Consider the following 25,574-nt stretch of genomic DNA (forward strand, 5'->3'; position numbering starts at 1 on the left):
TCACCCCCTTTCATTCTTATTCTTTATTGACAATACAAGGGGTATAATTACACCCACTGCAATCCCCCCGGCCAACATAAGAAGCCAATCCTGACGAAACCTTGCTACGACAGCAACAACCATTGAAACAAATCCCAACCGTGAGAACAAGTTTATCATATATGCCCGCAAAGCTGATTCCATTGTCTTGTCCATTACTTTGCGTGTGAAACGGAAAAGCATTTGAACATTAAGCATACCTGTCAGAAAACCGATCAGAAAACCTATAAGGGGATCGTACTTTGTGAATAATATCCCAAAGCAAACCCCCGAAGTAACTATAGAAGAAAGTATTACCGCGATTCTACGACTCATCGTTGGATTTTCCCAATCTTTGAAGTGTGTAAATCATGTAGGCTAACCCAAGTCCCACACCTAGCAGCATTAAAATTAAAGTGAATATGTAGGTGCTTCCAAATAGTGTATCGAGGTACTGGCCTACAAAATATCCTGCTGCAGTTGTCCCGGCTAATGCTCCGGAAATAGATGATCCTATAGCCATAAACTTAACCACTTTTCCCATTTTAGGATTTTTGGCCATCTAAGCTCCCCGATTCTTCATCGCTTTACGCATGTTTCCCTTATCTTTTTAAACTATTCCAATCTTCCTGAATACTCAATTAACAATAATTTTCTAACATTTCTGCATATAAATCAAGTCATTTCTTTCATTTACGATTAATTATTTACTTAAGGGTTTTCTCTTATACATTTTATTTGTTATTTAGTACTATTTCAGCAATTTTTTGACTGGCATATCCGTCTCCGAAAGGATTTACCGCAGCAGACATCCTGTTGTATCTCTGCATATCCGACAACAGAGTTCTCAGCCCTTGTAAAACGCTGTCATAATTTGTCCCCACCAGCTCAACCGTGCCGGCCGAGACTGCCTCCGGCCTTTCTGTGGTGTCCCGCACGACCAGAACAGGTTTGCCCAAAGAGGGGGCCTCTTCCTGAATCCCTCCGGAATCCGACAGGATAAGGTATGCTTTGGCCTGAAGATTAACAAAGGGCTCATAGTCCATCGGCTCGATCAGATAGACCCTTTCCTGTTCCCCTAAAACCTCATTAACGACTTGTCGGACCATTGGATTCTTATGCATGGGAAAAACAACATAGACATCTTCAAATTCTTCCAAAACTGTCTTCAATGCCTGATAGATTTGCCGCATAGGCTCGCCCCAGTTCTCCCTGCGATGTGTGGTCATCAAAATCAGGCGCTTATCCCGTTCCTTTTCAAGGACAGTCTGAAGCTCAGAACTCTCAAAAATAAAATCTTCCTTAACAGTTGCCAATAGGGCATCAATCACTGTATTCCCTGTTACATAGATTGTAGACGATAATACCCCTTCATGCAAAAGGTTGTTTTTGGAAACCTCCGTAGGGGCAAAATGCAAATCTGTCAGGACTCCGGTTAGCTTCCGGTTAATCTCCTCCGGCCAGGGCGAATATTTATCCCCTGTTCTTAAACCTGCTTCAATATGCCCTACTTTAATCTTCTGGTAAAAAGCCGCTAAAGCTGTTGCAAAAGTCGTTGTCGTATCTCCCTGGACCAGAACGATATCCGGCCGGTCTTGGACAAAAATTTCCGACATGCCGGTTAAAACCTTGGATGTAATGTCCGCCAGAGTCTGCCCATGCTTCATTAAATCCAGATCATAATCCGGAATGATCTGGAACAGGGCCAAAACCTGGTCCAGCATTTCCCTATGCTGGGCTGTAACCGCAACCTTGCACTCTACCTCCGGTATTTCTTGAAAAACCTTGACTACCGGAGCCATTTTAATGGCTTCCGGTCTGGTGCCAAATACAATCATGACCTTATATTTTCGAATCTTATCCTGTGTCATATGCAAATCACCGGCTCCCTCCAGCTAATCCCTTTCATTCTTTTACACATTATAGCATAACGCAGCGGTACGCAGTTTAACTTTCAAAGCGAATATTCCTCTTCATTCCATTTTCATCCAGAAAGACAACTCTCTTAATCATGGCGTTCTTAATCATCCGGCGGCATAGCAGACAGGGCTCACTTGGTGCCGGTTCGCCATTACCGTGATACCCTGCCACATAGATGGTCCCATTCTGCATTTTAACAGGATCACCGGCAATAATCGCGTTTTGTTCAGCGTGCACTGCTACACAAAGCTCATATCTTTCTCCCGGAGGGATATTTCTTTCCTCCCTGGTGCATTTTTTGATGTCAATGCAATTATCCTCTCCGCGCGCCGCTCCATTATACCCGGTACTGACAATGATATTGTCCTTCACGATCACAGCACCATAGTTTCGCCGCAGACAGGTCGATCTTCTGGAGATCAGCCCGGCAAGCTCTAAAAAATACTCATCCCAGGAAGGTCTTGGGTTACCCATCATTTTCCTCCTCATCCCATAAATCTATCAACAGGTTTATTATATCAAAATTTATATTGAACCGGACTATTGCGGGATGACAAAAACAAACGATCCCTCTTAAAACGGGATCGTTTGTTTTGTCATCTTTTTATTTCTCGTCAATAAGCAGAGGAAAAAGTCTATTCTCTTCAAGTTCCACCCTATTGAGGATTTCACCGATAATCCTGTTCGTGTCTTCGATAAAAATACCCGGTTCATTTTTGATTGCTTTGGGATCAGAGATATATTTGTGTTTATAATTGTCAAAATGCCTTTTGACATGGCTCATTTCCCGCATATACAACTCTGCAATCTCCCGGACGTTTTCATCATCATGCTCCATGAGAAAAGGATACAAATACTCATCTTCATATTGCAAATGGGTCTGAATAATATTACTGATCGTCCCTATTTTCAAGGCTATCCAAAGATGGTTTTTCAGCACTTCCTCTTCATTATAGACATCCTCCAGAAGCTCCCTTAATGCTACTCTCATTTCATCATGTTGTTTTTTGGTCTCGATTTGATACATATGAATCGCCTCCTAACCAACTTTGCAGCTATTTATCCGATGCCAAATAGAGGGGAAATTTCTGACATAAATCAGCGACAATCGCTTTAGCCTGCTCCAGCTTGCTTTCATCAGAACCGGCGGTAATGGCCAAGTTAATCGCTTCAGTTATTTTCTCCATTTCCGGTTCTTTCATTCCCCTGGCCGTTACGGCAGGCGCGCCGATTCGAACTCCACTGGTCACAAAGGGGCTTTCCGGATCAAACGGAATGGTATTCTTATTTACTGTGATCCCCACATCATCAAGAACCCTTTCCGCAACCTTACCTGTCACATTTTTGCTGCGAACATCAAGCAGAACCAAATGATTATCCGTACCACCGGAAACCAAACGGAACCCTCTGGCGATAAATCCCTTAGCCAGAGCCTGGGCATTGTTGATGATCCGCTGTTGATACTCTTTGAATTCCGGCTTCAGTGCTTCACCAAAAGCAACCGCTTTGGCCGCTATCACATGCATCAGCGGACCGCCTTGAATCCCAGGAAAAATTGATTTATCAATTTTCTGGGCAAATTCTTCCTTGCAAAGAATAAGTCCGCCGCGCGGACCGCGGAGGGTCTTATGCGTTGTCGATGTCACAAAGTGGGCATGCGGAACCGGGCTGGGATGCAGACCGGTCGCGACTAGCCCGGCAATGTGGGCCATGTCAATCATCAGGTATGCCCCTACCTCATCCGCGATTTCCCGCATTACGGCAAAATCGATGACTCTGGGATAAGCGCTTGCTCCGCCAACCAGCATTTTGGGTTTGCATTCCAGGGCAATCGCACGCAGTTTGTCATAATCCACCACTTCAGAGTCTTTTTCCACTCCATACTCAACAAAATTGAAATACGCTCCCGATAGATTGACCGGGCTGCCATGGGTCAGGTGTCCGCCATGAGAAAGGTTCATCCCCATGACGGTATCTCCGGGCTTAATCATGGCGAAATAGACAGCAGTATTTGCCTGTGCGCCGGAGTGAGGCTGAACATTCGCGTGTTCAGCGCCAAAAAGCTTTTTCACCCGGTCTCTGGCCAGGTTTTCGACAATGTCAACATATTCGCAGCCGCCATAATACCGTTTGCCGGGATAACCTTCAGCATACTTATTTGTCAAAACCGAGCCCTGAGCCGCCATAACGGCCCTGCTGACAAAGTTCTCCGAGGCAATCAACTCAATTTTATTTTCCTGCCGGCCCTGCTCCAATTCAATAGCTTCAGCTACTTCAGGATCCTCAGGCGCGATATACTTCAAAATATAGTCCATATGAATCGTTCCTCTCCTTCATTATGATTCAATTTTAATTTTCTTTTATTTTAAGGTATTCAATCCTTATTCGGCAACAATTCTTTAGATATTTTCCAATGCAGAAAGCATTTCCACCCTTTTCGCATGCCTGCCTCCGGCAAAAGAAGCCTTTACAAAGGTATCCACAATATCCAAAGCCAGTCCTGCTCCAATCACTCTTGCTCCCAACGCCAGAACGTTGGCATTATTATGTTCTCTGGCCATACGCGCCATATAACTGTTTACACAGAGCGCGGCCCGGATTCCTTTTACCTTATTCGCGGCCAGAGAGATCCCGATACCTGTACCACAGATAACAATACCTAAGTCAGCCTTCTTTTCCATTAGTGCTTGTCCCACAGCGGCCCCGAAAGAAGGATAGTCTACTGATTCGCAGGAGTCCGTTCCATAGTCGGAAACTTCATACCCCGATTCCCGCAAGTATTCCTTGATTTCCTCCTTAAGAAGATACCCTCCATGATCAGCGCCAAGTGCAATCTTCATCAGTCATCCGCTCCTTTGCCCTTCGTTAATACCTTTGCCATTTCCTTCAGCATTTCCTTCAGTTCTTCCCTACAAAAACAGTATTCCTCAACAGATCCTCCCCAGGGATCGCTCACATCTTTATCCTTGCCTGCCCAGATACCAAGACGCTTAATCTTTGGCCCAAATTCGGGGAAAGATATCTTAAGCTGCCTCTCCTGAACAGAAGTCATTGGCACAATCCAGTCTGCCCAGGCTAACTTACCTTCCGTGATCATCGCCGCACAATGATCGTTCAGATCAATTCCCTCTTCCTCCATCACCAGAACAGCGTGATGACTTGCGGCTGATCCTTCCCAAGCGTTCAAACCTGCCGACCCAATAGAAAATTCCTCCGGGAAAATCTCTCCAGCCAATCCTGCGGCCATCGGGCTGCGACAAGTATTGCCTGTACATACAAAAAGCATGTTCATCCTTATTATACCTCTTTCTTCAATCCGGCAGCAAAGTTAACCCAAGTGTATGTAGAAAATCGCCGTAAAACACATTTTGATCCCTATTCCCAGAAGAATGCACCCGCCGAGAACCTGAGCATTACTGCCTAACCCTGTTCCCAGTTTATTTCCTAACAAAATGCCGCCACCTGTCATGATCCCGGCGGTCAGGCCAATAATGATGATCGCCCGCAAAATATCGTTGACCATGGTACCCAGAGAAAATCCCATACTCCAAGCGTCAAGACTTACACTAAAAGCGAGGACATACAGTCTCCAGCTTTGTAAACCGGCCACCTGTATGGAGTCTCCGTTCCCCTTTAACACATTGTAGATCATTTTGAGACCGAGTGCCACAACGAGAATTGCTCCAAAAACAGAAGCCACAATCCCAAAGAGGTCTCCTGCCATACTCCCCAGACAGAATCCAGCCCACGGCATAAAAACATGAAAAAGCGCAATGGTCAGCACCATTCTCCAGACAAACGCCTTCCGTATTCCTGTAAGGCCTAACGCCAAGGCAAAAGAAAATGCATCCATCCCCAGCCCTACAGCAACCGCAATCACCCATAAAGTACCTGACATTCCGTTTCACCACTCTTATCGGGCTTTGAATGATACCTTATATCATTGTATTTATTTTTTCCCGGTTAAGAACCTTTTGCCTGCCGCCTTACGCAATCTGTTCATAAACGCAAGTCCGATCCCTTCCGCAGGCATCCCTTCAACGAAAATCATCTCCATATTTTGCCGGTCACAGAGTCTTAACCCCTCATACAGCCTGCGGGCAGCCTTACCCGGGTTTGTTCTGGCGCCCATGACAAAAATCAGTTCCAGCTTCTTCTTTTCTTCGTCCTGAAGCATTTCCTCTGTTTCCCGCAGACAAAGCAGCGCCTTTTTGGGTGTTGCCGCGTATTCAGCCAGGCCTTCCCGGATCTCCTGTAAAACTTCACTGCCGTCCCCGGACAAAAGATGCACTTCTCCCTCCGGGGCATAGTGCCGGTATTTCATTCCGGGCGCTTTGGGCACAATATTTTCTGTATTCATTTCGGTTAAAAATGGATCAACCTCTACTTTGCCCAACACTTCCTCAAGCTGCTCCCTGGTAATCCCGCCTGGCCTTAAGATTACGGGGATTTCTTCGGAAAGATCCAAAACCGTTGATTCCAGACCGATTGCACATTTGCCGGCATCGATCATCAGAGGGATCCGGCCCTGCAAATCCTGCCAGACATGTTCTCCATCCGTGGGACTCGGTTTTCCTGACAAGTTTGCACTGGGCGCCGCAAGCGGGCACCCGGAAAGTCTAATCAGACTGAGCGCGACAGGATGATCAGGCATCCGAAAGGCAACAGTCTTTAAGCCACCGCTTATCACATCAGGGATGAACTCTGCCTTGGGAAGCACCATAGTAAGTGGTCCCGGCCAAAACGCCCCGGCACAGATCTCCGCCTTATCGTTCCAAAAACTTGTCAGCCTCCGGGCCTCCTCTAAATCCGCGACATGAAGAATGAGCGGGTTATCCGCCGGTCTCCCTTTGACCTTGAAAATTTCGGCACAAGCCCTGGGATTTAAAGCATCCGCTCCCAAGCCATAAACTGTTTCCGTTGGGAAGGCCACCAGATTGCCCGCTTTAATTAATTGAGCAGCTTCTTTAAGCTCATTCTCTAAACTCAGCCATTGCTCCTGATTCAATTTTCCACAATATTTTTGATCTAAAACCAATCTTTTTGTTTTCATCATACCGTTCAACCTTCCACAAGGATCATCCTGTTTAAACCGGCCAGATCATTGAAAACCTTTGTTGAATATCCTTTCTCCGCAAACAATTTGCAAACTGCAGGCGCCTGAGCGGAACCGATCTCGGCAAGAAGCTTCCCTCCTGGATGGAGGAAATCGCCCGCTTGCGCGGCCAGCCTGCGATAGATTTCCAGCCCATCCTCTCCCCCGCAGAGCGCCAGATGAGGTTCTCGTAATACCTCCGGTGAACAATCCTCCATTTCCGGCAGCGACACATATGGGGGATTAGTCAAAATCCAATCAAACTTTTGGTTGGCAACGGGAGTAAACAAATCACCCTGTCTAAAATCGATTTCAACACCATGCTTGACCGCATTTTGCCTGGCTACTGTTAGCGCATCCTCCGAAATATCCACAGCGGTTATCTTGACACCCGCAATATAGCGGGCGGCAGCAATTGCCATCACACCGCTTCCTGTCCCCAGGTCAAGAAGAGAATATTCCTTGTCCTTACCAGCTCTTTTCTCTGCAAGTTCAATTAGTTTTTCGATCAGCATTTCTGTCTCAGGCCTCGGAATCAGGACCCTCCGGTCTACATAGAAATCAAGACCCATGAATTCACGGGTCTTGACAAGATAGGCCAAAGGTTCTCTTTTTCCCCGTTGCTCCAAAAGCTCCATAAATCTGTCGGCCTGGATGGAGGTCAGGGTGCCCTCCCTTTCCAGATATAACCGGTCCCTTGATATCCTCAGAGAATGAGCGAGTAAAAGATCAGCCTCGGTACGGGGATCATCCACCCCTCTTTCGGCCAGATAAAGAGCACCCTCTCTCAGATGGTCAATGATTGTTGTTTTCTCTATTCTTGTGTCCATGGCAATCCTACCCGCCTTATCTTACCGCTGACTTCAGCCTTTCTTCCTGGTCCTTAGCGATCAGAGCATCGATAATCTCTTGAATATCCCCCAACAAAATGTTCTCCAATTTATGCAAAGTCAAGCCGATTCTATGATCAGATACCCGGCCCTGCGGAAAATTATAAGTTCGGATTCTCTCACTGCGGTCCCCGGTTCCCACTTGACTTTTCCGCTCCTGGGCAATTTCCCCCATGGCCTCCTGCTGAGCCTTTTCCAAAAGTCTGGCCCGTAAAACCTTGAGAGCCTTATCTTTGTTCTTATGCTGGGATTTTTCATCCTGACAGGAAACTACAATACCCGTCGGAATATGGGTCACTCTCACTGCGGACTGAGTGGTATTCACCGATTGTCCGCCGGGACCGCTGGAACAAAAAATATCTATCCTGATCTCATTAGGGTTGATTTCAATATCCACATCTTCTGCTTCCGGAAGTACAGCTACAGTAGCCGTAGACGTATGAATGCGTCCTCCGGATTCCGTACTCGGAATACGCTGGACACGATGTACCCCGCTCTCATACTTCAGCATACTGTAAGCTCCCCGTCCCTCAACCATAAAGATAATTTCTTTAAACCCACCGATATCCGTATAACTGGCGCTGAGCATTTCCGTTTTCCAGCCCTGTTCTTCGGCATACCGGGAATACATTTTATAGAGATCCCCGGCAAAAAGCGCAGCTTCTTCCCCTCCGGCTCCCGCTCTGATTTCCATAATAACGTTTTTTTCATCATTAGGGTCCTTGGGCAACAACAGTATCTTCAGTTTTTCTTCATACTCTTCTTTTCTATTTTGCAATTCGTCGATCTCACTCTGTGCAAATTCCCTCATTTCAGAATCCAATTCTTCCTCAAGCAAAGCCTGGGCATCCTTCAGCTGTCTGAATATTTCCTTATATTCCCGAAATCCTTCTACAATTTCAGCTATTGCGGCCTGAGCCTTGGCATTTTTTTGGTAAGCTGCTTGATCGCTGAAAATTTCCGGATTACTGAGCAATTCGGTTATTTCGTCATACTTTTTCTCTATTTCTTCCAGCCGTGCAAACATGTTTCCCTCTCCATTCTAGTTTAATGTCTGTCCGGTTTCTATAACACCCTTCAGGGCGGCAATTGCCACTTCTACCTGGTCATCCTCCGGCTCTCTGGTTGTCAGCTTCTGCAGCAGCAGCCCGGGTGTGATCAGTATGCGGACACCAAAAGAATCAGCATGCCGGCCTGTAAACTTGAGAATTTCATAAGATACTCCGGCTACTACAGGCATCAAGACGATACGTGATACAATTCGCCACCATAATGGCTCAAGTCCGAGAAAAGCAAATATAATGATGCTGACAACAACCACAATGAGCAGAAAACTCGTTCCGCACCGCGGATGAAGCGTAGAATGCTTTCTGGCGTTTTCTACCGTTAATTCTTCCCCGGCCTCATATAAGAAAATCGTTTTGTGTTCCGCACCGTGATATTGAAAGACCCGCTGAATATCCTTGAGCCTGGATATTAACAGAATATACGCTACTAATAAGGCCAGCCGGATCAAGCCTTCAAGCAGGTTCTGAAGAACCGTGCCGCTGACATGCTCTCGAAGCATATCGGCCGAAAGTGTAGGAACCCCTACAAACAGCACTATTCCGGCAAATAAAGCAACCGCCACCGTTAAAAAGGTTTCCCAGAAGGAAAGCTCCTCCCCCTCTTCTTCCCCGATTGCCCTGTTGGCTGAAAACATCATCGCCTTCATTCCTGTGATCAATGAATCAATTAACGCTACGAATCCTCTGATTACCGGCAATTTAAAAAACTTCTTTTGCGGCCAGGAACTGAGTTTTTCTTTTGTCACTTCTATTTCACCACTCGGCAGGCGGAGAGCTATGGACATTTCTTTTGACCCACGCATCATAACCCCTTCGATTAAGGCCTGACCGCCATACTGAACCGGTTTTTTCATCCTGCACCTCCAAAAATATTGAAAAGCAGAGCTTGTGGCTCTGCTCCGCGTTTCTTATAGCAACGACCACAGGTCGTTGATTTATTGCATTCCGTATTTCTTTTTAAAGCGATCCACACGCCCGCCGGCATCAACAAATCTTTGTACACCTGTAAAAAACGGATGGCACTTGGAACAAATTTCAACTTTTATATCCTTTTTGGTGCTTCCTGTATCAATAACATTGCCACAGGCACATACTATTGTGGTCTGCTCATAATTTGGATGTATTTTTTCCCTCACAACCGGTCACCTGCCCTTCTCTACCGAATCCGGCTAACTTTGAAGTCAACTTTAAATATTTTAACATAACTATGTATGAAAGGTCAAGAAAGACCAAACCCAAAGTTGTTAAAAAACTCCCTTAATCGCATACTTCGGCTTTTTGGCAAAAAGGTGCTTTGCTTCAATAAAACGCACCGTACCTGTCTTGCCACGCATAACTAAAGTATGAGTTGTGGCTCCGTCAGTATTAAAGGTAACTCCCCTAAGCAGAGGACCTTCTGTAATTCCCGTAGCGGCAAAAAAGATATCGTCGGTGTTTACCAGATCATCCAGCTGCAGCAGTTTATTGATATTTTTAATACCCAGTGCCTGCGCGCGTTTGATATCCTCTTCATTCTCAGGCCAGAGCCTCCCCTGCATTTCCCCACCGATACAACGTAAGGCGGCGGCAGCCAGAACTCCTTCAGGCCCCCCTCCAATACCCATCATCAGATCAATCCCGCTTCCTTCGATACCACAGGCAACTGCCGGGGCGACATCACCGTCCGATATCAGCCTGATCCGGCAACCGCTGGCTCTCACTCTGGAAATCAGCTCATAATGACGCGGCCGGTCCAGAATCACCACTGTCAGATCTCGAAGCTGCTTCTTTAAAGCCTTGGCGACATTATTCAAATTTTCCTCAACCGGGGCGTCAAGATTAATACAGCCTGCTGCCTGCGGGCCTACAGCAATCTTGTCCATATACATATCCGGAGCGTGCAAAAGGCCATATCTCTCCGTAATGGCCATCACCGCAATAGCACCAGGCAATCCTTTAGCCACAAGATTCGTTCCTTCTAATGGATCAACCGCAATATCAAGCTCAGGCTGTTCCCCGTTACCCAGCTTTTCCCCGATGTAAAGCATCGGCGCCTCATCCATTTCTCCTTCACCAATGACAACCGTACCGTCCATATGAATGGTGTCAAATAGAGATCTCATGGCTTCGACCGCCGCATCATCAGCCGCCTCCTTGTCTCCTCTGCCCACCCAGCGGGCCGAGGCAAGTGCCGCCGCTTCAGTAACACGGGCAAATTCCATGGTAAGCTCACGTTCCAACTTTTTTATCCCCCAATTCCGTCTATTCATTTCAGCCATTTTTCAAATAGCTTTATTTAAAGTACCCTTACTTTATTGAATCACCTTTTCTGCCAATCAGCAAGGAATTTTTCTATTCCGGCTGAAGTAAGAGGATGTTCAAAGAGTCTGAGCAGTACCGCATAAGGGACAGTTGCCACATCAGCACCTACTCTTGCCGATTCCAATACATGCAGCGGGCTCCGTATGCTGGCGGCAATAACCCGGCAATCGAGATCATACAACTCATAGATCCGGCAAATGTCATTCAGTAAGCTGATCCCGTCTTCTCCAATATCATCCAGCCTGCCCAGAAACGGACTGACATAAGATGCTCCCGCCCTGGCAGCCAGCAAGGCCTGAGTTGGTGTAAAAACCAGAGTGACATTTGTCTTAATCTTCTCGGAATTGAGTGTCTTTACCGCCCTGAGTCCTTCATGTGTCATTGGAATCTTCACGACAATATTGGGATGAATAGCCGCCAGCTCCCTGCCTTCGGCAATCATTCCCTCACCATCCAAAGCGATGACTTCCGCGCTGATCGGCCCGTCAACAATAGCCGCAATCCTACGGATCATCTCAAAAAAATCACCCTCTTCTTTGGCGACGAGGCTGGGATTTGTGGTCACGCCTGCTATTACTCCCATATTCCAGGCCTTTTCTATCTCATTAAGATTTGCTGAATCAAGAAAAAAACGCATTTTGATCCTCCCGGCATTAACCCTTGTTCACAACCAAAGGCTTAGTTCAAAGTGTCGGCTGATTCCTCTGTTATGCCTTACCGCTGCTGCCAAATACTCTTATTTTTTCTCTGATCGTCTCAATCGCCGCCTCCCGGGCCGGTGTCAAGATCTTGCGCGGATCAATCTCTTTAGGATTATCCTGAATAGCCTTGCCGGCCGCATAGACAAAAGCTTCTCTGATGTTCGTATCAATATTTACTTTGCAAACACCCAGGGAAATCGCCTGGCGAACGGCATCATCCGGTACTCCTGATGATCCGTGCAGAACAATCGGTGTAGAAACCAATTTGACAATCTCCCGCAAACGGTCAAAATCCAGTTTTGGAATACCCTTATATTGTCCATGTGCCGTTCCTATCGCCACCGCCAAAGCGTCTACCCCTGTTTCATCACAAAACGTTTTCGCTTCCACAGGATCGGTAAAAAAAGCATCCTTTTCCGAAACACTGATATCATCTTCAGTACCGCCGATTTTTCCAAGTTCTCCTTCAACCGAGACCCCAAGGGGCCGGGCTACCTCAAGCACTTTTTTGACAAGGGCGATATTCTCTGCCAAAGGATGTTTGGAGCCGTCAATCATAACCGAACTAAACCCATGACGGATACACAGCATACACTGATCGAAACTTGTGCCGTGATCTAAATGAAGGGCGACCGGAACACTGACACTTTTCGCAGCAATTTTTGTCAGCCCAGCTATATAATGAATCCCCGCATATTTGATCGCTCCCTGACTGGCCTGGATAATAACCGGCGATTTTTCCGCTTCGGCCGCAGTAACAATGGCCTGAACAATTTCCATGTTATTGCAGTTAAAGGCTCCGACCGCATATTTGCCTTGCTGCGCTTTCTGAAGAAGATCTTTTACTGGAACAAAACTCATGATAATCATTCCTCCAAATTTATTGTTTTTTTATCCAAGATTTCTCCCTCTGTAAGGGATTATTGATCAGCGTTGTCATATTTTCTTCCAAAGATATTGCCGCCATATGGTCAATTTTAGAAAGAATCTCTTTATCTGCTGCAGAAATCATCCCCACGGCGTGGCATTTCTCACAGATAATCTCAATCCCTTCCGGCAAAATTTCGACTGCTAAATTATTATTGCCGCATTTACATCCTAATAAATCAGCCTCGGCCATTTTACCGATTTTTTCCATCAAAGCATAGATAATAAAAAAGTATTCAAAATCATTGTCCGGTTCCTCATCATTCACCAGCTGTGAAGCAAATTGCACAAACCCTTGCTTCATTTCCTGACATAATCCCGTTATGGAATTCCTTTTTCCGATATAACCTATTGGAAGCTTTTTGACTTGACATTCAAGCTTAAGAACATCTTCCCCCCATACGGCAGAGCGTTTAGCCACAATTTGGTGGGTCTTGCCACAATAAATACAAGGATATTCAATCCGGAATTTACTGTCCTCGATTTTTAATATGGTCAGAAGAGGGGCTCCGCATGAACAGGAAAAATACTCCTTATTAAAGTGGGAAAATGCGAATCGAGAAAGCGTTCTGAAATGTAGTTCCCCGCATTTAGAACATTGAACCCCGACCATTGTATCCGTCAAAATGATCATAATCCCCACCTCTTTCTGGCAACTATATTCGTCACTTCTGAATTTATTCCTGCCGCCATACCGGAGAATTGTTTCTTTTACTCTTCTTTTTCCCTGAGAACATCTTTAATCTGCTCTCTCAGCTCATTAATATCGAAAGGTTTAATAATAAATCCGACCACACCCAGTTCTTCCGCAGTATTGATATGTTCTTGATCTCCATAGGCCGTCATCATAATTACCTTGATTTGGCGATCATTTTCTTCTCTGATCTTTTTCAGAACATCTATCCCGTTCATTCCAGGCATCTTAACATCCATAAGAAGTAAATCAGGCTTAAATTCAGACATGATTTCCAGAGCTTTTACTCCTGAAGCACAAGTCTCAATTTCATAACCACAATCTTTGAACACTTCTGTTAACAATCTTCTAATTCCAACTTGATCATCCACTATTAAAATTCTAGGCATTTGCATTACTCCCTTTCCGGTTTCTTCATGTCCCAAGTTGTAACTATTGGATATTCTGTATTTAGCTGGAAAAATCCTTCTGCGACCTTTCTTTTCAGAAGATATTCTTTATTATTAATGTAATACCGTTCAATTCTGGGATTGGCATTCGTTCTTCTTAAAGGGACCTCAACAATGTCCCCTGCCTGACACTCCGCCGCACCAATATCCAATACTGTCAGCTGCATCCCGATTTTTCCGGCAACCTTGACAGGCCGGCCGTTCAGCGTCAACTTTTCCCGGCCAAGATAAATGCCGCCGTAAGCAGCGATATTTTTAATGATGATTTTCATTAAATCAGCCAGGCCTTGGGGAACCAGCCTTGGCTCTACACCGAATCCATCTGTATACCCTGCTGAAATCACGGCTAGTCTGGTATCTTTTTTGCAGCGGTATAAACTTTGATAGCCGACAAAAGTGCCTTTGGGAACCTCACGGATATACAATATTCTTGCTTTTGCTTTCCAGGGATCTTTCAGCTCTATGCTGCCGGCAAAAAACTGGGAGGGTAGATGCCCCAACAAAAGAGTCCCTACTCTGACAAATTCATGGTGCATTTCAGGAAAATCTAAAAAAGCGGCACTATTACAGACGTGTTTAATCGGAATGTTAATCCCTAAGCCTTCTAATCTCTCACAAGCACTCAGAAATTTGCCGTATTGTCTCTTTGTATAAGCGTTATCCCGCTGGGCCGCCCTGGCAAAGTGGGTAAAAGCTCCCTCTACCTTAACAAAACGCGCTGTCTGTAAAAACCCTGCTAATTGCGGCAGTATCCCGACCATCAACCCGGTTCTGCCCATTCCTGTTTCAATTTTTAGATGGACATTAATCTCCGCATGATGTTTCGCACAAATCTCCTCCAGCAGTGGAACCCAGGAAGCTTCCGGCAAAGAAAGGGAAAGCTCTTTGCGGATGGCTGATTCCCAGTCGGCAGGCCTTGTTGGGCCTAATACCAGGATCATCCCCTCAATGCCGTTTTCTCTCAGGATGGCTCCTTCTTCAACCGTTGTTACAGCAAACTCCCGGCAGCCTTCCTCCTGCAGCGCTTGAGCGACAGCAACAGCTCCAAGGCCATAGGCATCGGCTTTCACCACGGCCAGGCAGCGGGTACCGGGGGAAAGTTTCTTTTGTATTTCCCAATAGTTATGTACAACTGCATCAAGGTCCACCTCAATCCATAAATTGGACATTATTTACCCCTTCTAAAGCGAGCCAGCAATCCTTTCAGCTTGCCCGAATACAACTTTTCCGCTGTTTGCCAGAACCTATAGAAAAAAGGACGGTAAATATAATCCCATTCCCCAATAAATTCTGTAAATTCGCCATTAAACCCTTTTTTAAATCGATATAAGCCATATAAAGGATTATCTTCGGAAAGATCTCCGGATACTCCTCGAAAATCGTAAAGGGTACAGCCCATTTTTTTGGCCCAGCGAATCATTTCCCACTGAATCAAATAATTGGGCATGACTTTGCGGTGGGCATTGGATGATGCTCCATAAATATACCAGGCCTTTTGACCGGTAAGGAAAGCAAATGTTCCGGAAATGATTTCCCCTTCGTATTCCGCAACGAAAAGCTGCCCAAATCCGGCGGGAACCAGCGTATCATAAAGATCTTCAAAATAGGAATAAGCCCTGACCAGAAAATGATCCCTTTCCGTCGTCTCTTTAAGCACTTCATAAAACTTCGGCAGCTCTTGTCTGGTACCTGTACGGATTACCACACCTTTCTTTTCCGCCAAACGAATATTATAACGGGTCTTTTGCTGCATATTTGCCAGCAAACACTCTTCGTCAGGCGAGATATCCAGACGAAAAACAAACCTGGGCTGAACCCCTTCAAAATTTTTTCCGGCATCTAAACGGTGAAAATTGTGGGTGAGAAAATATTTCTCCAGTTCTTTATCTGCAGCGGCAATATCCGGATCAATTTTAAGGAGAATGGCTTTCCTCTTTTTCGCCAAATCTTGAATTGAGGCAAGAACAGCATCAACTTTTTCTTGATCATGAAAGTCAACTACCGGGCCCCGGGGACAATAAAAAATAGGGATGCCAATTAACGGCAATTTTCTCTCAAGAACTGTCGCGGCGGCAATGATTTTGCCATCCTCCTCAAGAATCATGCGCCATGGCTGCCAGCCCGTTCTCCCCTTAATCGCTCCCCATTCCCACAATTGCATGGAATGCCCCTTCGGATGAACATTAATAAAATGATTAAAGATTTGTTTCTCATTCTCCTCCAGCCATCTGGCTGAATATTTCATTAAACAGTACCTCCCAAAAAACCAGCCTGTTTGTGCTGGTTTTTCTATTATTGCCATTTATTGTTGTTTATTGTACTTTTGATTATGATTTGTTCTGATTATTGAGAGAAGCCAGGATGAACTGCTGAAAAAGGGGATGAGGCCTGTTGGGCCTGGATTTAAATTCAGGATGATATTGGGAGGCGACAAAAAAAGGATGCTCGGGGAGCTCTGCGACTTCAACCAACCTGTCGTCAGGTGAGGTTCCTGAAAAAAACAGTCCTTTCTTCTCCAACTCCGGTCTGAACTGATTATTCACCTCATAGCGGTGACGATGCCTTTCATAGATCACTTCGTTCATATATGAGGCGTATGTAACACTTTGTTGCCTGAGCTTGATAGGAGATATCCCCAGGCGCATTGTCCCTCCCATATCTTCAATGTCTTTTTGCTCGGGCAGAAGATCAATAACCGGATACTTGCTCTCAGGATTAAATTCCGTACTGTTGGCATCCTTCATTCCGCAAATATTGCGGGCAAATTCGATTACCGCGCACTGCATACCGAGACAAATCCCAAGATAGGGCACTTTGCTTTCCCGGGCATATTGAATTGCTTTAATCTTCCCTTCAATACCCCTGTTGCCAAAACCACCCGGAACCAAAATTCCGTCCACATCTTTAAAATAGTTTTTTAGATCGAAATCCTGATCTTCCAGAGCCTCTGAGTTGACCCATTTTATTTTCACCGAAGCCTCATTCTGTGTGCCTGCGTGCCTTAATGCTTCGGCCACACTTAAATAAGCATCCGGCAAAGCGACATACTTCCCTACAATAGCGATTTCTACCGACTTACAAGGAGATTTGATCTTATTCACCATTTTTTTCCACGCAGCAAGCTCCGGCTGTGGGGCTTCGATCCCCAGGCAGCGAAGCACAATATCATCCATTCCTTCTTTTTTTAGCAGGAGCGGGACCTCGTATATGGTCTGGGCATTCATCACTGTAATAATCGCTTCCTGATCAATATCACAAAGAAGTGCCAATTTCTCTTTCAAATCTTTCCTTAGCTGATGCTCACAGCGGCAAACCAAAACATTGGGTTGTATTCCAATTCCGCGGAGCTCTTTTACCGAATGCTGGGCCGGCTTCGTCTTTACCTCTCCGGTTGCCTGAAGATAGGGCAATAAGGTAACGTGAACATAACAAACATTCTCCCGGCCCACATCACCGCGCACCTGGCGGATCGCTTCCAAAAAAGGCAGAGACTCCATATCTCCTACGGTACCGCCGATTTCCGTTATTACCACATCAGGCTGGCTTTCCCGGGCGACCCTATATACCCGTTCTTTAATCTCATTGGTGATATGAGGAATAACCTGAACAGTACCGCCCAAGTATTCTCCTTTACGTTCCTTGGTAATTACCGACCAATAGATTTTCCCTGTCGTCACATTGCTGTTCTTCGACAAGGGAACATCCGTAAAGCGCTCATAATGACCCAGATCCAGGTCTGTTTCCGCTCCATCATCTGTAACAAAAACCTCTCCGTGCTGATAAGGACTCATGGTGCCGGGGTCAACATTAATATAGGGATCAAACTTCTGAATAGCCACCTTTAATCCCCTATTCTTAAATAAGCAGCCTAGAGAAGCAGCGGTAATTCCTTTTCCCAGTGAGCTTACCACCCCTCCTGTTACAAATACGAATTTTGTCATATTAACTTCCCTTTCCAATCATCTCTTTTTTCCCTAAATGGTCTATCTTACATTCTCTCCGGTGCCGTCACCCCGAGAATTGTCAGGACATTGGCCAAGACCTGCCGGATCGCCCTGATCAGAGCAAGCCGGGCTGTCCGTAAATCAGCGTCGTCTACAAGCACTCTATGACTATTATAAAAAGAATGAAACAACCCTGCCAGCTCCATCACATACCTCGCCAGACGGTGCGGCTCGGTCATCCGGGCGGCCAGCGCGATCTCACCGGGCAAATCAGCTAATTTTTTCAACAGATCACATTCTTCCTGGCTTGCCAAAAGACTGATCTGCTTTATATCCGGTTCTACCTCATGAGCAAAGCCTTGCTCTTCTGCCTGCCGAAGAATACTGCAAAGCCTGGCATGGGCATATTGGACATAATAAACCGGATTATCCGCAGACTGTGACTTGGCCAGATCAAGATCAAATTCCACTGTAGAATCCGGATCACGCATAATAAAGAAAAATCTTGCCGCATCCCTGCCCACCTCATCCATCAATTCCTGGAGAGTGATGTATTGTCCTGATCTCTTGGACATTTTGACGATCTCGCCATCCTGAATGAGTCTGACCAGCTGCATGAGAATAATCTGAAGCCTCTCGGGATCATAGCCGAGAGCCTGCATAGCGCCTTTCATCCGGGCCACATGTCCGTGATGGTCAGCTCCCCAGATATTAATAACCTGTTCAAATCCACGTTCAAATTTATTTTTATGATAAGCAATATCCGCAGCAAAATAGGTCGGTACACCATTGCTTCTTACAACCACTTCATCCTTTTCATCCCCAAACAAAGTGGATTTCAGCCACAGAGCGCCTTCCTTTTCATAAATAAATCCCTTATCCATCATTTCCTGCATGGTTTCCTGTATACTGCCTGAATCATGAAGAGATTGTTCACTGAACCATACATCATAGTGAACTCCGAATTTGCCCAGAGTTTCTTTAATGTTCCTGATTTTTTCATTCAGAGCATACCTGACCAGATATTCCTGACGGAGTTCCGGCTCTGTTCTCAAGTATTTGTCCCCGTCAAGTTTAATCAATTCCCGGACTGTTTCGATCAGGTCTTCACCATGGTAGCCATTCTCAGGCAATGGAACATCCTGTCCCATTAGCTGCAGATATCTGGCTTCCAGAGACAGCGCAAAATGATGAATCTGATTACCGGCATCATTAATATAAAATTCCCTGCTCACTTCATAACCAGCCATACTTAACAGTGAAGCCAAACTATCTCCCAGGGCTGCCCCCCGGGCATTACCCATATGCAAAAGACCTGTTGGGTTGGCGCTGACAAATTCAACCTGAATCTTTTGCCCTTTCCCTATATCTACATGGCCATAACGCTCTCCCTTATTTAAAACCTCCGGCAGAACTTTTCCTAACCATCCGGAATCGAGTTTGAAATTAATAAACCCGGGTCCCGCAATTTCACAAGCTTTGATCCAGGTTCCTTCAGTATTTAGATGGCTGATAATCACCCCCGCAATATCCCGGGGCGCCTTTTTGGCGATCTTTGTCAGTAGCATCGCAAGATTCGTCGCCAAATCTCCATGCTGACGTTCCCTTGGCTCTTCTATGACAAAGGCCGGCAATTCGTCAAAATCGAGATCTCCTCTTTCCTTTGCCCTCTCTGCCGACTGTTTCAATCGTTCATATATCAATGCTTTTAATTCTTCGTATAAACCCATCAGTCTCCTCCTTAGGAAACACACTATAATAATTGATTGTAATACAATTCTTGATTAATTACCAGTAAGCCATTATTCCCAAATTGATTTTTCTGTTCCAATTTAAGAGGAGGGCCGCCTTAAAATACAGTTTAAGACGTCCCTCCTCCAAAAATTGAATATTTCTGTCTATGCTATTGAATGAGTTTCCCTCGGGGTGATTCGATCACCCTGTTGATTTTTTCTTCAGATCCATCTTTGGCATTAATATAAACTAAGTACTCTTCTCCAAACCCTTTGCATCTGAATTCATAACATACTGCCTCATCCGTGCCGAGCTTTGAAATGACAGCCATTCTGTTCTCAATGATCTGCAGGCCTTTTTTCAGCTTGCTCTTCGCCTGATCCAAAGTTAAAACAGGCTTGATCTCACGATCATGATGGAAAGCATAATACGGTGTTGTGTCAAGACCAATGATTTTGCCGTTATCCGTTGCGATCATCACTCTGACTTTATCCGGATACAGTCTGGCCCCCCCTGTTTGCGGCACCGCATCAATCTGGATATATGAACCAAGATCCTCAGTAGAAGTGACAACGAGCTTCCATCCCAGTTTCACCAGATAGGACTCAGCACTTTTCACCGCTTGACTGATATCGAGCTTTCTTTCATCAGTATCCCTTTGGTCATTGAAAATGGTGACGACTCCGCCTTTTTTAGATACCTCCAGGAAAGTCGTCTGGTAGGTCATCATAAAGCCGCCCATCGGCCCCTCAGATTGTCCGGTGACTGTTGGTGCCGCATTGGGATATCCGATAATCGTTAAAAAGTCTTTCGCTACGGCTTGGGCCTGGGATTCATTCACTTTTCCGGCCGGCAGCCCTAACGGCTTTTCCACATAATGGGTATCCATTTCTCCTTTATAGGAAATCGGCGGGTATTTTTGCAGGCTCACATCCAGCTGTTTTAATCCCGAACTCACGGAAGTAGGGGTTTGCGGACCCTCTGCCTGTTCTTTCGTTTCCTTATCCGGGCTGCTTTGATTGTCTTTTTCATTGCCTTCCGCCACAGTGGGAACTGTTTTATTTCCAGCTAAACCTATCTTCTGCAAAAAACCTGGTTCTTTATCCAGGAAGGCCAGATTCTGAGTCTCAACATCATTGCGCAGGGCCTGGATTGTCCGATTGATTTCAAGAACTCTCTCATGCATCGTATCAAAATTCTTTTCTTCGTCCGTGCTCAGTTGTTCTACTCCCGCAACTTTCCGGGAAACCGCCTTGCTGAAATCAGCCACTTGGTTGAGGAAGACACTGACATTACTGAGGCCCACTTCATCAGCAGGCAGGATAGAGAGGTTCTTGACTGCTAAGTCACTATTTTTCCAGACATGAGTCAAGTACATCGTCTTTTGGGCAGAGCTGTTCGCTACCTTGGCTTTTGCCATATCCGTTTCCAAATTATCCGCATTCACCGAAAGATCCGCCAAGGCCCTCTTGTATTGATTCTCCGATTCCAGCTTATACTCTTTGAGTGTATTATATTGATAGTATCCCCAGCCGACAGATACAGCCAAGGCCAGGAACAGAACGGTAGAAAGAACCATCAGTGTGCTATAACGGGTAACCTTCTTCATTTACGTCCCTCCTAGCGGGTAAAAATATGATCCCCAAGTTTCATAATCTGGGGCCGGGACCAAATAAACTTGTTGCTTGTTTTGTCCGGGTTAAAATAATATAAGGCTCCATGAGTAGGATCATACCCATTGATGGCCTCTTTGCAGGCTTTGGTTGCCTGTTCATCTGCCGGTAAATTGATTTGTCCGTCAGCAACCGCTGAAAAAGCCCCCGGTTGATAGATAATATCCGGGATAGACTTCGGAAAGAGCGAACTCTGCATTCTGTTCATGATCACCGCTGCTACGGCAACCTGACCGATATAAGGCTCCCCTCTGGCTTCCGAATAAACCGCCCGTGCCAAGAGGTTCAGGTCGGAACTCTTATAGCCTACAGCCTTTCCTCCGGCATTTTTAGATTCACCGCTGACTCTATTCAGCTCTTTGGCCGTTTCATCTCCGAAAATTCCATCAGTTTTAATCCCTCTGTTTTTTTGAAACCTTTTCAGAGCCTGTTCTGTCGCCGAGCCAAACTTGCCGTCGATCGCACCAACTGAATAGCCTAATTGGCTAAGCTTTTTCTGCAGGCTTTTGACCTCCTGGCCGCTTGAACCTTCTTTGAGAACCGTATCTCCCAGCGCCGCGTTAGCCGCAACCGAAAGCGAAAGGCACAAGACCAGAGCTACCGCTATAATTCTCGCCGGAAGCAATTTTTCATCATTTCCTTTAAATTTCATGTTTTCACCTCAACTTTCCAAAATCTCAGGCTTTTATCCTTCGAAAGCCTGGTACAAAAACTGCTTTTTTTAGTTTGTCTTATAATTCTTAAATTATCCAAACAGATCAAAAAAGAAGACCCGCTTTTCCGGTAAAAACCGGTTCCAGCGGGTCTTCTGTCTCACTGCTTATCGCAAAGGGCTATTCCTTCTTTATTTAAATTCCTAGTCTTACCAGAGCTAGAGCTTTTCAGCCTTTGACTGTTTCGGCAAATTCCCGTTCAAAAGTACGAACAGCGTTGTCTACATTAACGGTAAGACCTTGCTCCTGCAAAGCTTCCCCAATATAAGCCAAAGCTTTAATCAATGTTTGATTGGATGTATTGCCCATATGTCCAATCCTAAAACCTTTCCCCGCCAAAGTCCCCAGAGCTCCCGCAACAATCAGCCCTTTTTGGGCTAAGTCGGAACGGAATTTAACATCGTCCACACATTGGGGATAAATGACACAACTCATGGTGGGCGCAGCATCGGCTTCATCAGCCAGAATCTGCATGCCATAAACTCTCAGTGCCGCCCGAATTGCCTTCCCGATTGCCGTATGCCTGACGTATCTCGCAGGATAGCCTTCAGAACTAATAATGTCCATTCCTTTGGCATAGGCATAAATCATATTGATGGGGTGGGTAGCAAAATAAATGTTCGGCTCTCTCATAATATGGAGCCAATTCATGATATCAGCATAATAAGCGCCCACTTTTTCAAGCTTTTTTCTGGCTTCCAAAGCTTTTGGCCCAAATGCTACGATAGCTAACCCCGGAGGTACCCCAATAGCCTTTTGGGAAGCTGTAAAAACCACATCAATTTTGTATTCCGGGTGGCCGCCAAACTCTCTGCTCATATCTTCCTCGAGTGCGGCAGAGGCACAAACCCCATCCAAAATAAACAAGACCCCATATTTTTTTACTGCCGGAACCAGCTTATTCAAATCTGACACAACTCCGGTAGACGTATCGACATGAGTAACGGTTACTGCCTTAAAGCCGCCCTCCTGCAGTTTCGTTTCTATTTCTTCGGGTGTTACAGGTTTCCCCCATGCCGATTGCAAAACTTCAGCCTTTAAGCCCAGTGCCTGGGCTACACCGATGAACCTGTCGCCAAAATAGCCGTGACTGACAATGAGAATCTTGTCCCCTGGTGCCACTGTATTAATTAAAGCCATTTCCATAGACAATGTCCCTGACCCTGCTATGACAAAAACCTCTCCATCCGTGTTGTACATTTTCTTGGTCTCTGCCAGGGCTTTTTTGAAAATGGCGGCAAATCTCAAATCCGTATGAGACATGGTCTCTTGCGAAAGAGCTGCGTATATTTCATCCACTACAGGAGTAGGCCCTGGGATCAAAAGCATCTCCTTATTAGGCACTTTGTTCCCCTCCCTTGATTTTTACGACTAAAATTCATTTTAACATATTATTGCGCAAGATATTAACCGTCAAAAATTTTTTTTGTTTTTCTGCCGGAAATTCAACTGATTTTCTGTCCAATGCTTCTTAAATTGGTTCAGATTGCTGATTGCCGCGATATTCTTCTATTGCCATTTTCCATTGATCCCTGGCCAGATTCACCAGTTTTATGTACCTGCTGCGATCTTCGTGTTCAACCACACTCTGAAAATACTGTAAGCTTTCCTGATAATTGCCCAGCCGGCGATTAAGTTCTCCAATCAAATAAAGAATTTGAATTTCGGTCATCGCCGTACCGGCAAAATCCGTATTGATAAACGATGTTTCATATTCTTTCGCTGCCAAAGCTAAAAAACGTTTCTCAGAATCAAGATCTCCCTGCTTACGGTAAATCCAAGCCAGCCTCATACAAAGATTGGCAAAAACAATATGACGTTGCTCTGCTAACTCCGCCGAGTAAATGGCAAGCTTATAAGTCCTAATCCCTTTTTCCCTATCTCTGTCTGAACAATAAAAGCTTCTGTCCCACTTATCCGCAATCTGACTTTCGATCTTCTTCTTCGTGAGCGCACCAATGTAATCGGAAAACTCGTCTGAAAAAGCAAAACCGCAAGCTGGGCAGACATTCACATAATAATATAAGGGGTTCTCACTTTCTTCTTGATAATGCGGGCAGAAATCACTGTCTGTCTTAAACGATTTTGCAAAGGTGGAACGGACCTTTTTGGTTTTAAAATGCTTTCCGCAAAAAATGCATTTTACATTTTTGTCGTACAAAGGTTCCACCTGTCTTTTCTCATTACTCATTTTCAATTCTCATTCTCCTCATCTAAGAATAATTATTTTTATTCTTCGCTTTTCTGCCGGGAAGGAGGCTTAGGCCCGAAAAACTGAAAAAGATGACATTCAATTCTTCCATTATATAGTTTGCGACTTTTATCCCAGCGCTTTCCGATATATAATTCAGGCTGAGGCAGCGCAGTGAGCACATGAAGGGACCATGTCTCAAGCTTTTGCCATACTCCCCCCAATTCCCGATAACTGTTTTCAACCTCTTCATTCTTATTCAGCCTTAACCCATAGGGGGGATTTGTAATGATATGCCCATATTTAAATCGCGAACCAATCTCTTTCACCGGAAGCCTTTGAAAAAAGATTTTTCCCGTAAATCCTGCTTCTTGACTATGAATTCGAGCGAGGCTCAAAGCCTTAGAATCAATATCCGAACCAAAAATATTCAGAGGAAGCTCCCTTTGCCACAGATCTTCAGCTTCTTCCCGAGCTTTTATCCATAGTTGGGGGCTGATCTGCGGCCATGACTCAGCCGCAAAATCTCTTTTTAACCCCGGGGCTCTATTCTGAGCGATCATTGCGGCTTCAATAGGGATTGTCCCTGTTCCGCAAAACGGATCAATCAGGGCACGGTCATGCTTCCAGCGGCTTAAACTGATCAGGGCGGCAGCTAAGCTTTCCTTTAGAGGAGCCTCTCCTGCCAACTCACGGTATCCTCTTTTATGTAATCCTTTACCGGATGTATCAATCGTCAGGGTAGCCTTATCTTTGAGCAGAGCAACCTGAATACGATAAACAGGTCCTGTTTCCTCAAACCAGCTGATCCCATAGCATTCTTTCAATCTCTCGACGATAGCCTTTTTCACGATTGCCTGACAATCAGAAACACTAAATAACTTAGACTTGACCGATTTTCCGTCAACAGGGAAACAGGCTTCACCATTCAGCCATTCTTCCCAAGGCAAGGCTTTTGTTTTTTGAAAAAGCTCTTCAAAACTTTTTGCTTCAAATTCGCCCATATTGATCAGCACCCTGTCCGCACTGCGCAGCCACAAATTGGACCTGCAAATCGCCGACTCATCCCCGGCAAAATAGACTTTGCCATTATCCACTCTAACCCGTTCATAGCCTAGAGCGGCAATTTCCCTTGCTACAATCGCTTCAAGACCGAATGCCGAAGTTGCAATTAACTCAATCTTTGCCACAATATCTTCTCCACCTGTCCCTTATATTCTTGTACCTCAAATAATCAGGATCTCTGCTTTGGTATAA

Annotated in this window: 28 protein-coding genes; all 28 read right to left on the bottom strand. The window is 45.4% G+C overall.

Annotation, left to right across the window (positions count from 1 at the left end; genetic code table 11):
- Positions 1 to 354 carry an ATP synthase subunit I gene (locus tag SGLY_RS18690; protein WP_013626266.1) on the bottom strand — a complete coding sequence of 118 codons (354 nt, stop codon included), beginning with the start codon at positions 352 to 354 and terminating at the stop codon, positions 1 to 3.
- The gene (locus SGLY_RS16400; RefSeq protein WP_013626267.1) at positions 344 to 580 is read right to left on the bottom strand and encodes an AtpZ/AtpI family protein; all 237 of its coding nucleotides are present in this window, start codon (positions 578 to 580) and stop codon (positions 344 to 346) included. Before SGLY_RS16400 ends, SGLY_RS18690 begins: the two co-directional genes overlap by 11 nt.
- Positions 581 to 752: 172 nt before the next feature.
- Entirely contained in the window at positions 753 to 1,889 is a 1,137-nt protein-coding gene (gene wecB / locus SGLY_RS16405; protein WP_041445524.1) for a non-hydrolyzing UDP-N-acetylglucosamine 2-epimerase, read from the bottom strand.
- A 76-nt stretch (positions 1,890 to 1,965) separates the two neighbouring features.
- Positions 1,966 to 2,412 (bottom strand): deoxycytidylate deaminase, encoded by a 447-nt coding sequence (locus tag SGLY_RS16410; RefSeq protein ID WP_013626269.1) that lies wholly within the window; start codon positions 2,410 to 2,412, stop codon positions 1,966 to 1,968.
- 130 nt (positions 2,413 to 2,542) lie between these two features.
- Complete coding sequence (locus SGLY_RS16415; protein ID WP_013626270.1) at positions 2,543 to 2,965, bottom strand: hemerythrin domain-containing protein; 423 nt, start codon at positions 2,963 to 2,965, stop codon at positions 2,543 to 2,545.
- Positions 2,966 to 2,993: 28 nt separating this feature from the next.
- Positions 2,994 to 4,253 carry a serine hydroxymethyltransferase gene (locus SGLY_RS16420; protein ID WP_013626271.1) on the bottom strand — a complete coding sequence of 420 codons (1,260 nt, stop codon included), beginning with the start codon at positions 4,251 to 4,253 and terminating at the stop codon, positions 2,994 to 2,996.
- Positions 4,254 to 4,337: 84 nt separating this feature from the next.
- Positions 4,338 to 4,778: a ribose 5-phosphate isomerase B gene (rpiB, locus tag SGLY_RS16425; protein ID WP_013626272.1), complete on the bottom strand. Its 441-nt coding sequence runs from the start codon at positions 4,776 to 4,778 to the stop codon at positions 4,338 to 4,340.
- On the bottom strand, positions 4,778 to 5,230 hold the full coding sequence (locus SGLY_RS16430) for a low molecular weight protein arginine phosphatase (RefSeq protein WP_013626273.1): 453 nt from the start codon (positions 5,228 to 5,230) through the stop codon (positions 4,778 to 4,780). The genes rpiB and SGLY_RS16430 overlap by 1 nt, the downstream gene beginning before the upstream one ends.
- Before the next feature lie 36 nt (positions 5,231 to 5,266).
- Complete coding sequence (locus SGLY_RS16435; RefSeq protein ID WP_013626274.1) at positions 5,267 to 5,836, bottom strand: manganese efflux pump MntP; 570 nt, start codon at positions 5,834 to 5,836, stop codon at positions 5,267 to 5,269.
- A 51-nt stretch (positions 5,837 to 5,887) separates the two neighbouring features.
- Positions 5,888 to 6,991: an L-threonylcarbamoyladenylate synthase gene (locus tag SGLY_RS16440; protein WP_041445525.1), complete on the bottom strand. Its 1,104-nt coding sequence runs from the start codon at positions 6,989 to 6,991 to the stop codon at positions 5,888 to 5,890.
- Between the two features lie 8 nt (positions 6,992 to 6,999).
- Positions 7,000 to 7,863 (bottom strand): peptide chain release factor N(5)-glutamine methyltransferase, encoded by an 864-nt coding sequence (gene prmC, locus SGLY_RS16445; protein ID WP_013626276.1) that lies wholly within the window; start codon positions 7,861 to 7,863, stop codon positions 7,000 to 7,002.
- A 16-nt stretch (positions 7,864 to 7,879) separates the two neighbouring features.
- Entirely contained in the window at positions 7,880 to 8,950 is a 1,071-nt protein-coding gene (gene prfA / locus SGLY_RS16450) for a peptide chain release factor 1 (RefSeq protein WP_013626277.1), read from the bottom strand.
- Between the two features lie 15 nt (positions 8,951 to 8,965).
- Positions 8,966 to 9,844, bottom strand: coding sequence for a DUF1385 domain-containing protein (locus SGLY_RS16455; RefSeq protein WP_013626278.1), 879 nt, complete (start codon positions 9,842 to 9,844; stop codon positions 8,966 to 8,968).
- An 81-nt stretch (positions 9,845 to 9,925) separates the two neighbouring features.
- On the bottom strand, positions 9,926 to 10,126 hold the full coding sequence (gene rpmE / locus SGLY_RS16460; RefSeq protein WP_013626279.1) for a 50S ribosomal protein L31: 201 nt from the start codon (positions 10,124 to 10,126) through the stop codon (positions 9,926 to 9,928).
- A 108-nt stretch (positions 10,127 to 10,234) separates the two neighbouring features.
- Positions 10,235 to 11,209, bottom strand: a complete 975-nt coding sequence (gene glpX / locus SGLY_RS16465) for a class II fructose-bisphosphatase (protein ID WP_013626280.1) — start codon at positions 11,207 to 11,209, stop codon at positions 10,235 to 10,237.
- Between the two features lie 80 nt (positions 11,210 to 11,289).
- Positions 11,290 to 11,928 (bottom strand): fructose-6-phosphate aldolase, encoded by a 639-nt coding sequence (gene fsa, locus SGLY_RS16470; protein ID WP_013626281.1) that lies wholly within the window; start codon positions 11,926 to 11,928, stop codon positions 11,290 to 11,292.
- Positions 11,929 to 11,998: 70 nt separating this feature from the next.
- Complete coding sequence (locus SGLY_RS16475; RefSeq protein WP_013626282.1) at positions 11,999 to 12,853, bottom strand: class II fructose-1,6-bisphosphate aldolase; 855 nt, start codon at positions 12,851 to 12,853, stop codon at positions 11,999 to 12,001.
- A 19-nt stretch (positions 12,854 to 12,872) separates the two neighbouring features.
- Positions 12,873 to 13,553 (bottom strand): hypothetical protein, encoded by a 681-nt coding sequence (locus SGLY_RS18205; protein WP_013626283.1) that lies wholly within the window; start codon positions 13,551 to 13,553, stop codon positions 12,873 to 12,875.
- 77 nt (positions 13,554 to 13,630) lie between these two features.
- Positions 13,631 to 14,002, bottom strand: a complete 372-nt coding sequence (locus tag SGLY_RS16485) for a response regulator (RefSeq protein ID WP_013626284.1) — start codon at positions 14,000 to 14,002, stop codon at positions 13,631 to 13,633.
- A gap of 5 nt (positions 14,003 to 14,007) precedes the next feature.
- Complete coding sequence (gene alr, locus SGLY_RS16490; protein WP_013626285.1) at positions 14,008 to 15,231, bottom strand: alanine racemase; 1,224 nt, start codon at positions 15,229 to 15,231, stop codon at positions 14,008 to 14,010.
- Positions 15,231 to 16,307: a lipid II:glycine glycyltransferase FemX gene (locus tag SGLY_RS16495; RefSeq protein ID WP_013626286.1), complete on the bottom strand. Its 1,077-nt coding sequence runs from the start codon at positions 16,305 to 16,307 to the stop codon at positions 15,231 to 15,233. The genes alr and SGLY_RS16495 overlap by 1 nt, the downstream gene beginning before the upstream one ends.
- Positions 16,308 to 16,389: 82 nt before the next feature.
- On the bottom strand, positions 16,390 to 18,003 hold the full coding sequence (gene pyrG / locus SGLY_RS16500) for a CTP synthase (RefSeq protein WP_013626287.1): 1,614 nt from the start codon (positions 18,001 to 18,003) through the stop codon (positions 16,390 to 16,392).
- Between the two features lie 47 nt (positions 18,004 to 18,050).
- Complete coding sequence (gene argS, locus SGLY_RS16505; protein ID WP_013626288.1) at positions 18,051 to 19,736, bottom strand: arginine--tRNA ligase; 1,686 nt, start codon at positions 19,734 to 19,736, stop codon at positions 18,051 to 18,053.
- A gap of 173 nt (positions 19,737 to 19,909) precedes the next feature.
- Positions 19,910 to 21,349, bottom strand: coding sequence for a PepSY1/2 domain-containing protein (locus SGLY_RS16510; RefSeq protein WP_013626289.1), 1,440 nt, complete (start codon positions 21,347 to 21,349; stop codon positions 19,910 to 19,912).
- 11 nt (positions 21,350 to 21,360) lie between these two features.
- Entirely contained in the window at positions 21,361 to 22,065 is a 705-nt protein-coding gene (sleB, locus tag SGLY_RS16515) for a spore cortex-lytic enzyme (RefSeq protein ID WP_013626290.1), read from the bottom strand.
- A gap of 229 nt (positions 22,066 to 22,294) precedes the next feature.
- Positions 22,295 to 23,470, bottom strand: a complete 1,176-nt coding sequence (locus SGLY_RS16520) for a pyridoxal-phosphate-dependent aminotransferase family protein (protein WP_013626291.1) — start codon at positions 23,468 to 23,470, stop codon at positions 22,295 to 22,297.
- Positions 23,471 to 23,597: 127 nt separating this feature from the next.
- Positions 23,598 to 24,317: a DUF2225 domain-containing protein gene (locus SGLY_RS16525; RefSeq protein ID WP_041445526.1), complete on the bottom strand. Its 720-nt coding sequence runs from the start codon at positions 24,315 to 24,317 to the stop codon at positions 23,598 to 23,600.
- A gap of 38 nt (positions 24,318 to 24,355) precedes the next feature.
- Complete coding sequence (locus SGLY_RS16530; RefSeq protein ID WP_013626293.1) at positions 24,356 to 25,507, bottom strand: THUMP domain-containing class I SAM-dependent RNA methyltransferase; 1,152 nt, start codon at positions 25,505 to 25,507, stop codon at positions 24,356 to 24,358.
- Between the last annotated feature and the right edge of the window lie 67 nt (positions 25,508 to 25,574).

The sequence above is a fragment of the Syntrophobotulus glycolicus DSM 8271 genome (genome assembly GCF_000190635.1).
GTDB classification, from domain to species: Bacteria; Bacillota; Desulfitobacteriia; order Desulfitobacteriales; family Syntrophobotulaceae; genus Syntrophobotulus; species Syntrophobotulus glycolicus.

Excerpts from the sequence above, each read along its gene's own strand:
- SGLY_RS16410 (WP_013626269.1), bottom strand. The coding sequence starts at position 2,412 with ATGGGTAACCCAAGACCTTCCTGGGATGAGTATTTTTTAGAGCTTGCC.
- rpiB (WP_013626272.1), bottom strand. The coding sequence starts at position 4,778 with ATGAAGATTGCACTTGGCGCTGATCATGGAGGGTATCTTCTTAAGGAG.
- SGLY_RS16415 (WP_013626270.1), bottom strand. The coding sequence starts at position 2,965 with ATGTATCAAATCGAGACCAAAAAACAACATGATGAAATGAGAGTAGCA.
- argS (WP_013626288.1), bottom strand. The coding sequence starts at position 19,736 with ATGGGTTTATACGAAGAATTAAAAGCATTGATATATGAACGATTGAAA.
- SGLY_RS18690 (WP_013626266.1), bottom strand. The coding sequence starts at position 354 with ATGAGTCGTAGAATCGCGGTAATACTTTCTTCTATAGTTACTTCGGGG.
- wecB (WP_041445524.1), bottom strand. The coding sequence starts at position 1,889 with ATGACACAGGATAAGATTCGAAAATATAAGGTCATGATTGTATTTGGC.
- prmC (WP_013626276.1), bottom strand. The coding sequence starts at position 7,863 with ATGGACACAAGAATAGAGAAAACAACAATCATTGACCATCTGAGAGAG.
- prfA (WP_013626277.1), bottom strand. The coding sequence starts at position 8,950 with ATGTTTGCACGGCTGGAAGAAATAGAGAAAAAGTATGACGAAATAACC.
- SGLY_RS16420 (WP_013626271.1), bottom strand. The coding sequence starts at position 4,253 with ATGGACTATATTTTGAAGTATATCGCGCCTGAGGATCCTGAAGTAGCT.
- SGLY_RS16510 (WP_013626289.1), bottom strand. The coding sequence starts at position 21,349 with ATGAAGAAGGTTACCCGTTATAGCACACTGATGGTTCTTTCTACCGTT.
- alr (WP_013626285.1), bottom strand. The coding sequence starts at position 15,231 with ATGTCCAATTTATGGATTGAGGTGGACCTTGATGCAGTTGTACATAAC.
- SGLY_RS16435 (WP_013626274.1), bottom strand. The coding sequence starts at position 5,836 with ATGTCAGGTACTTTATGGGTGATTGCGGTTGCTGTAGGGCTGGGGATG.
- SGLY_RS18205 (WP_013626283.1), bottom strand. The coding sequence starts at position 13,553 with ATGATCATTTTGACGGATACAATGGTCGGGGTTCAATGTTCTAAATGC.
- sleB (WP_013626290.1), bottom strand. The coding sequence starts at position 22,065 with ATGAAATTTAAAGGAAATGATGAAAAATTGCTTCCGGCGAGAATTATA.
- pyrG (WP_013626287.1), bottom strand. The coding sequence starts at position 18,003 with ATGACAAAATTCGTATTTGTAACAGGAGGGGTGGTAAGCTCACTGGGA.
- SGLY_RS16430 (WP_013626273.1), bottom strand. The coding sequence starts at position 5,230 with ATGAACATGCTTTTTGTATGTACAGGCAATACTTGTCGCAGCCCGATG.
- SGLY_RS16475 (WP_013626282.1), bottom strand. The coding sequence starts at position 12,853 with ATGAGTTTTGTTCCAGTAAAAGATCTTCTTCAGAAAGCGCAGCAAGGC.
- SGLY_RS16440 (WP_041445525.1), bottom strand. The coding sequence starts at position 6,991 with ATGAAAACAAAAAGATTGGTTTTAGATCAAAAATATTGTGGAAAATTG.
- SGLY_RS16525 (WP_041445526.1), bottom strand. The coding sequence starts at position 24,317 with ATGAGTAATGAGAAAAGACAGGTGGAACCTTTGTACGACAAAAATGTA.
- SGLY_RS16495 (WP_013626286.1), bottom strand. The coding sequence starts at position 16,307 with ATGAAATATTCAGCCAGATGGCTGGAGGAGAATGAGAAACAAATCTTT.
- SGLY_RS16455 (WP_013626278.1), bottom strand. The coding sequence starts at position 9,844 with ATGAAAAAACCGGTTCAGTATGGCGGTCAGGCCTTAATCGAAGGGGTT.
- SGLY_RS16485 (WP_013626284.1), bottom strand. The coding sequence starts at position 14,002 with ATGCCTAGAATTTTAATAGTGGATGATCAAGTTGGAATTAGAAGATTG.
- fsa (WP_013626281.1), bottom strand. The coding sequence starts at position 11,928 with ATGCGTTTTTTTCTTGATTCAGCAAATCTTAATGAGATAGAAAAGGCC.
- SGLY_RS16400 (WP_013626267.1), bottom strand. The coding sequence starts at position 580 with ATGGCCAAAAATCCTAAAATGGGAAAAGTGGTTAAGTTTATGGCTATA.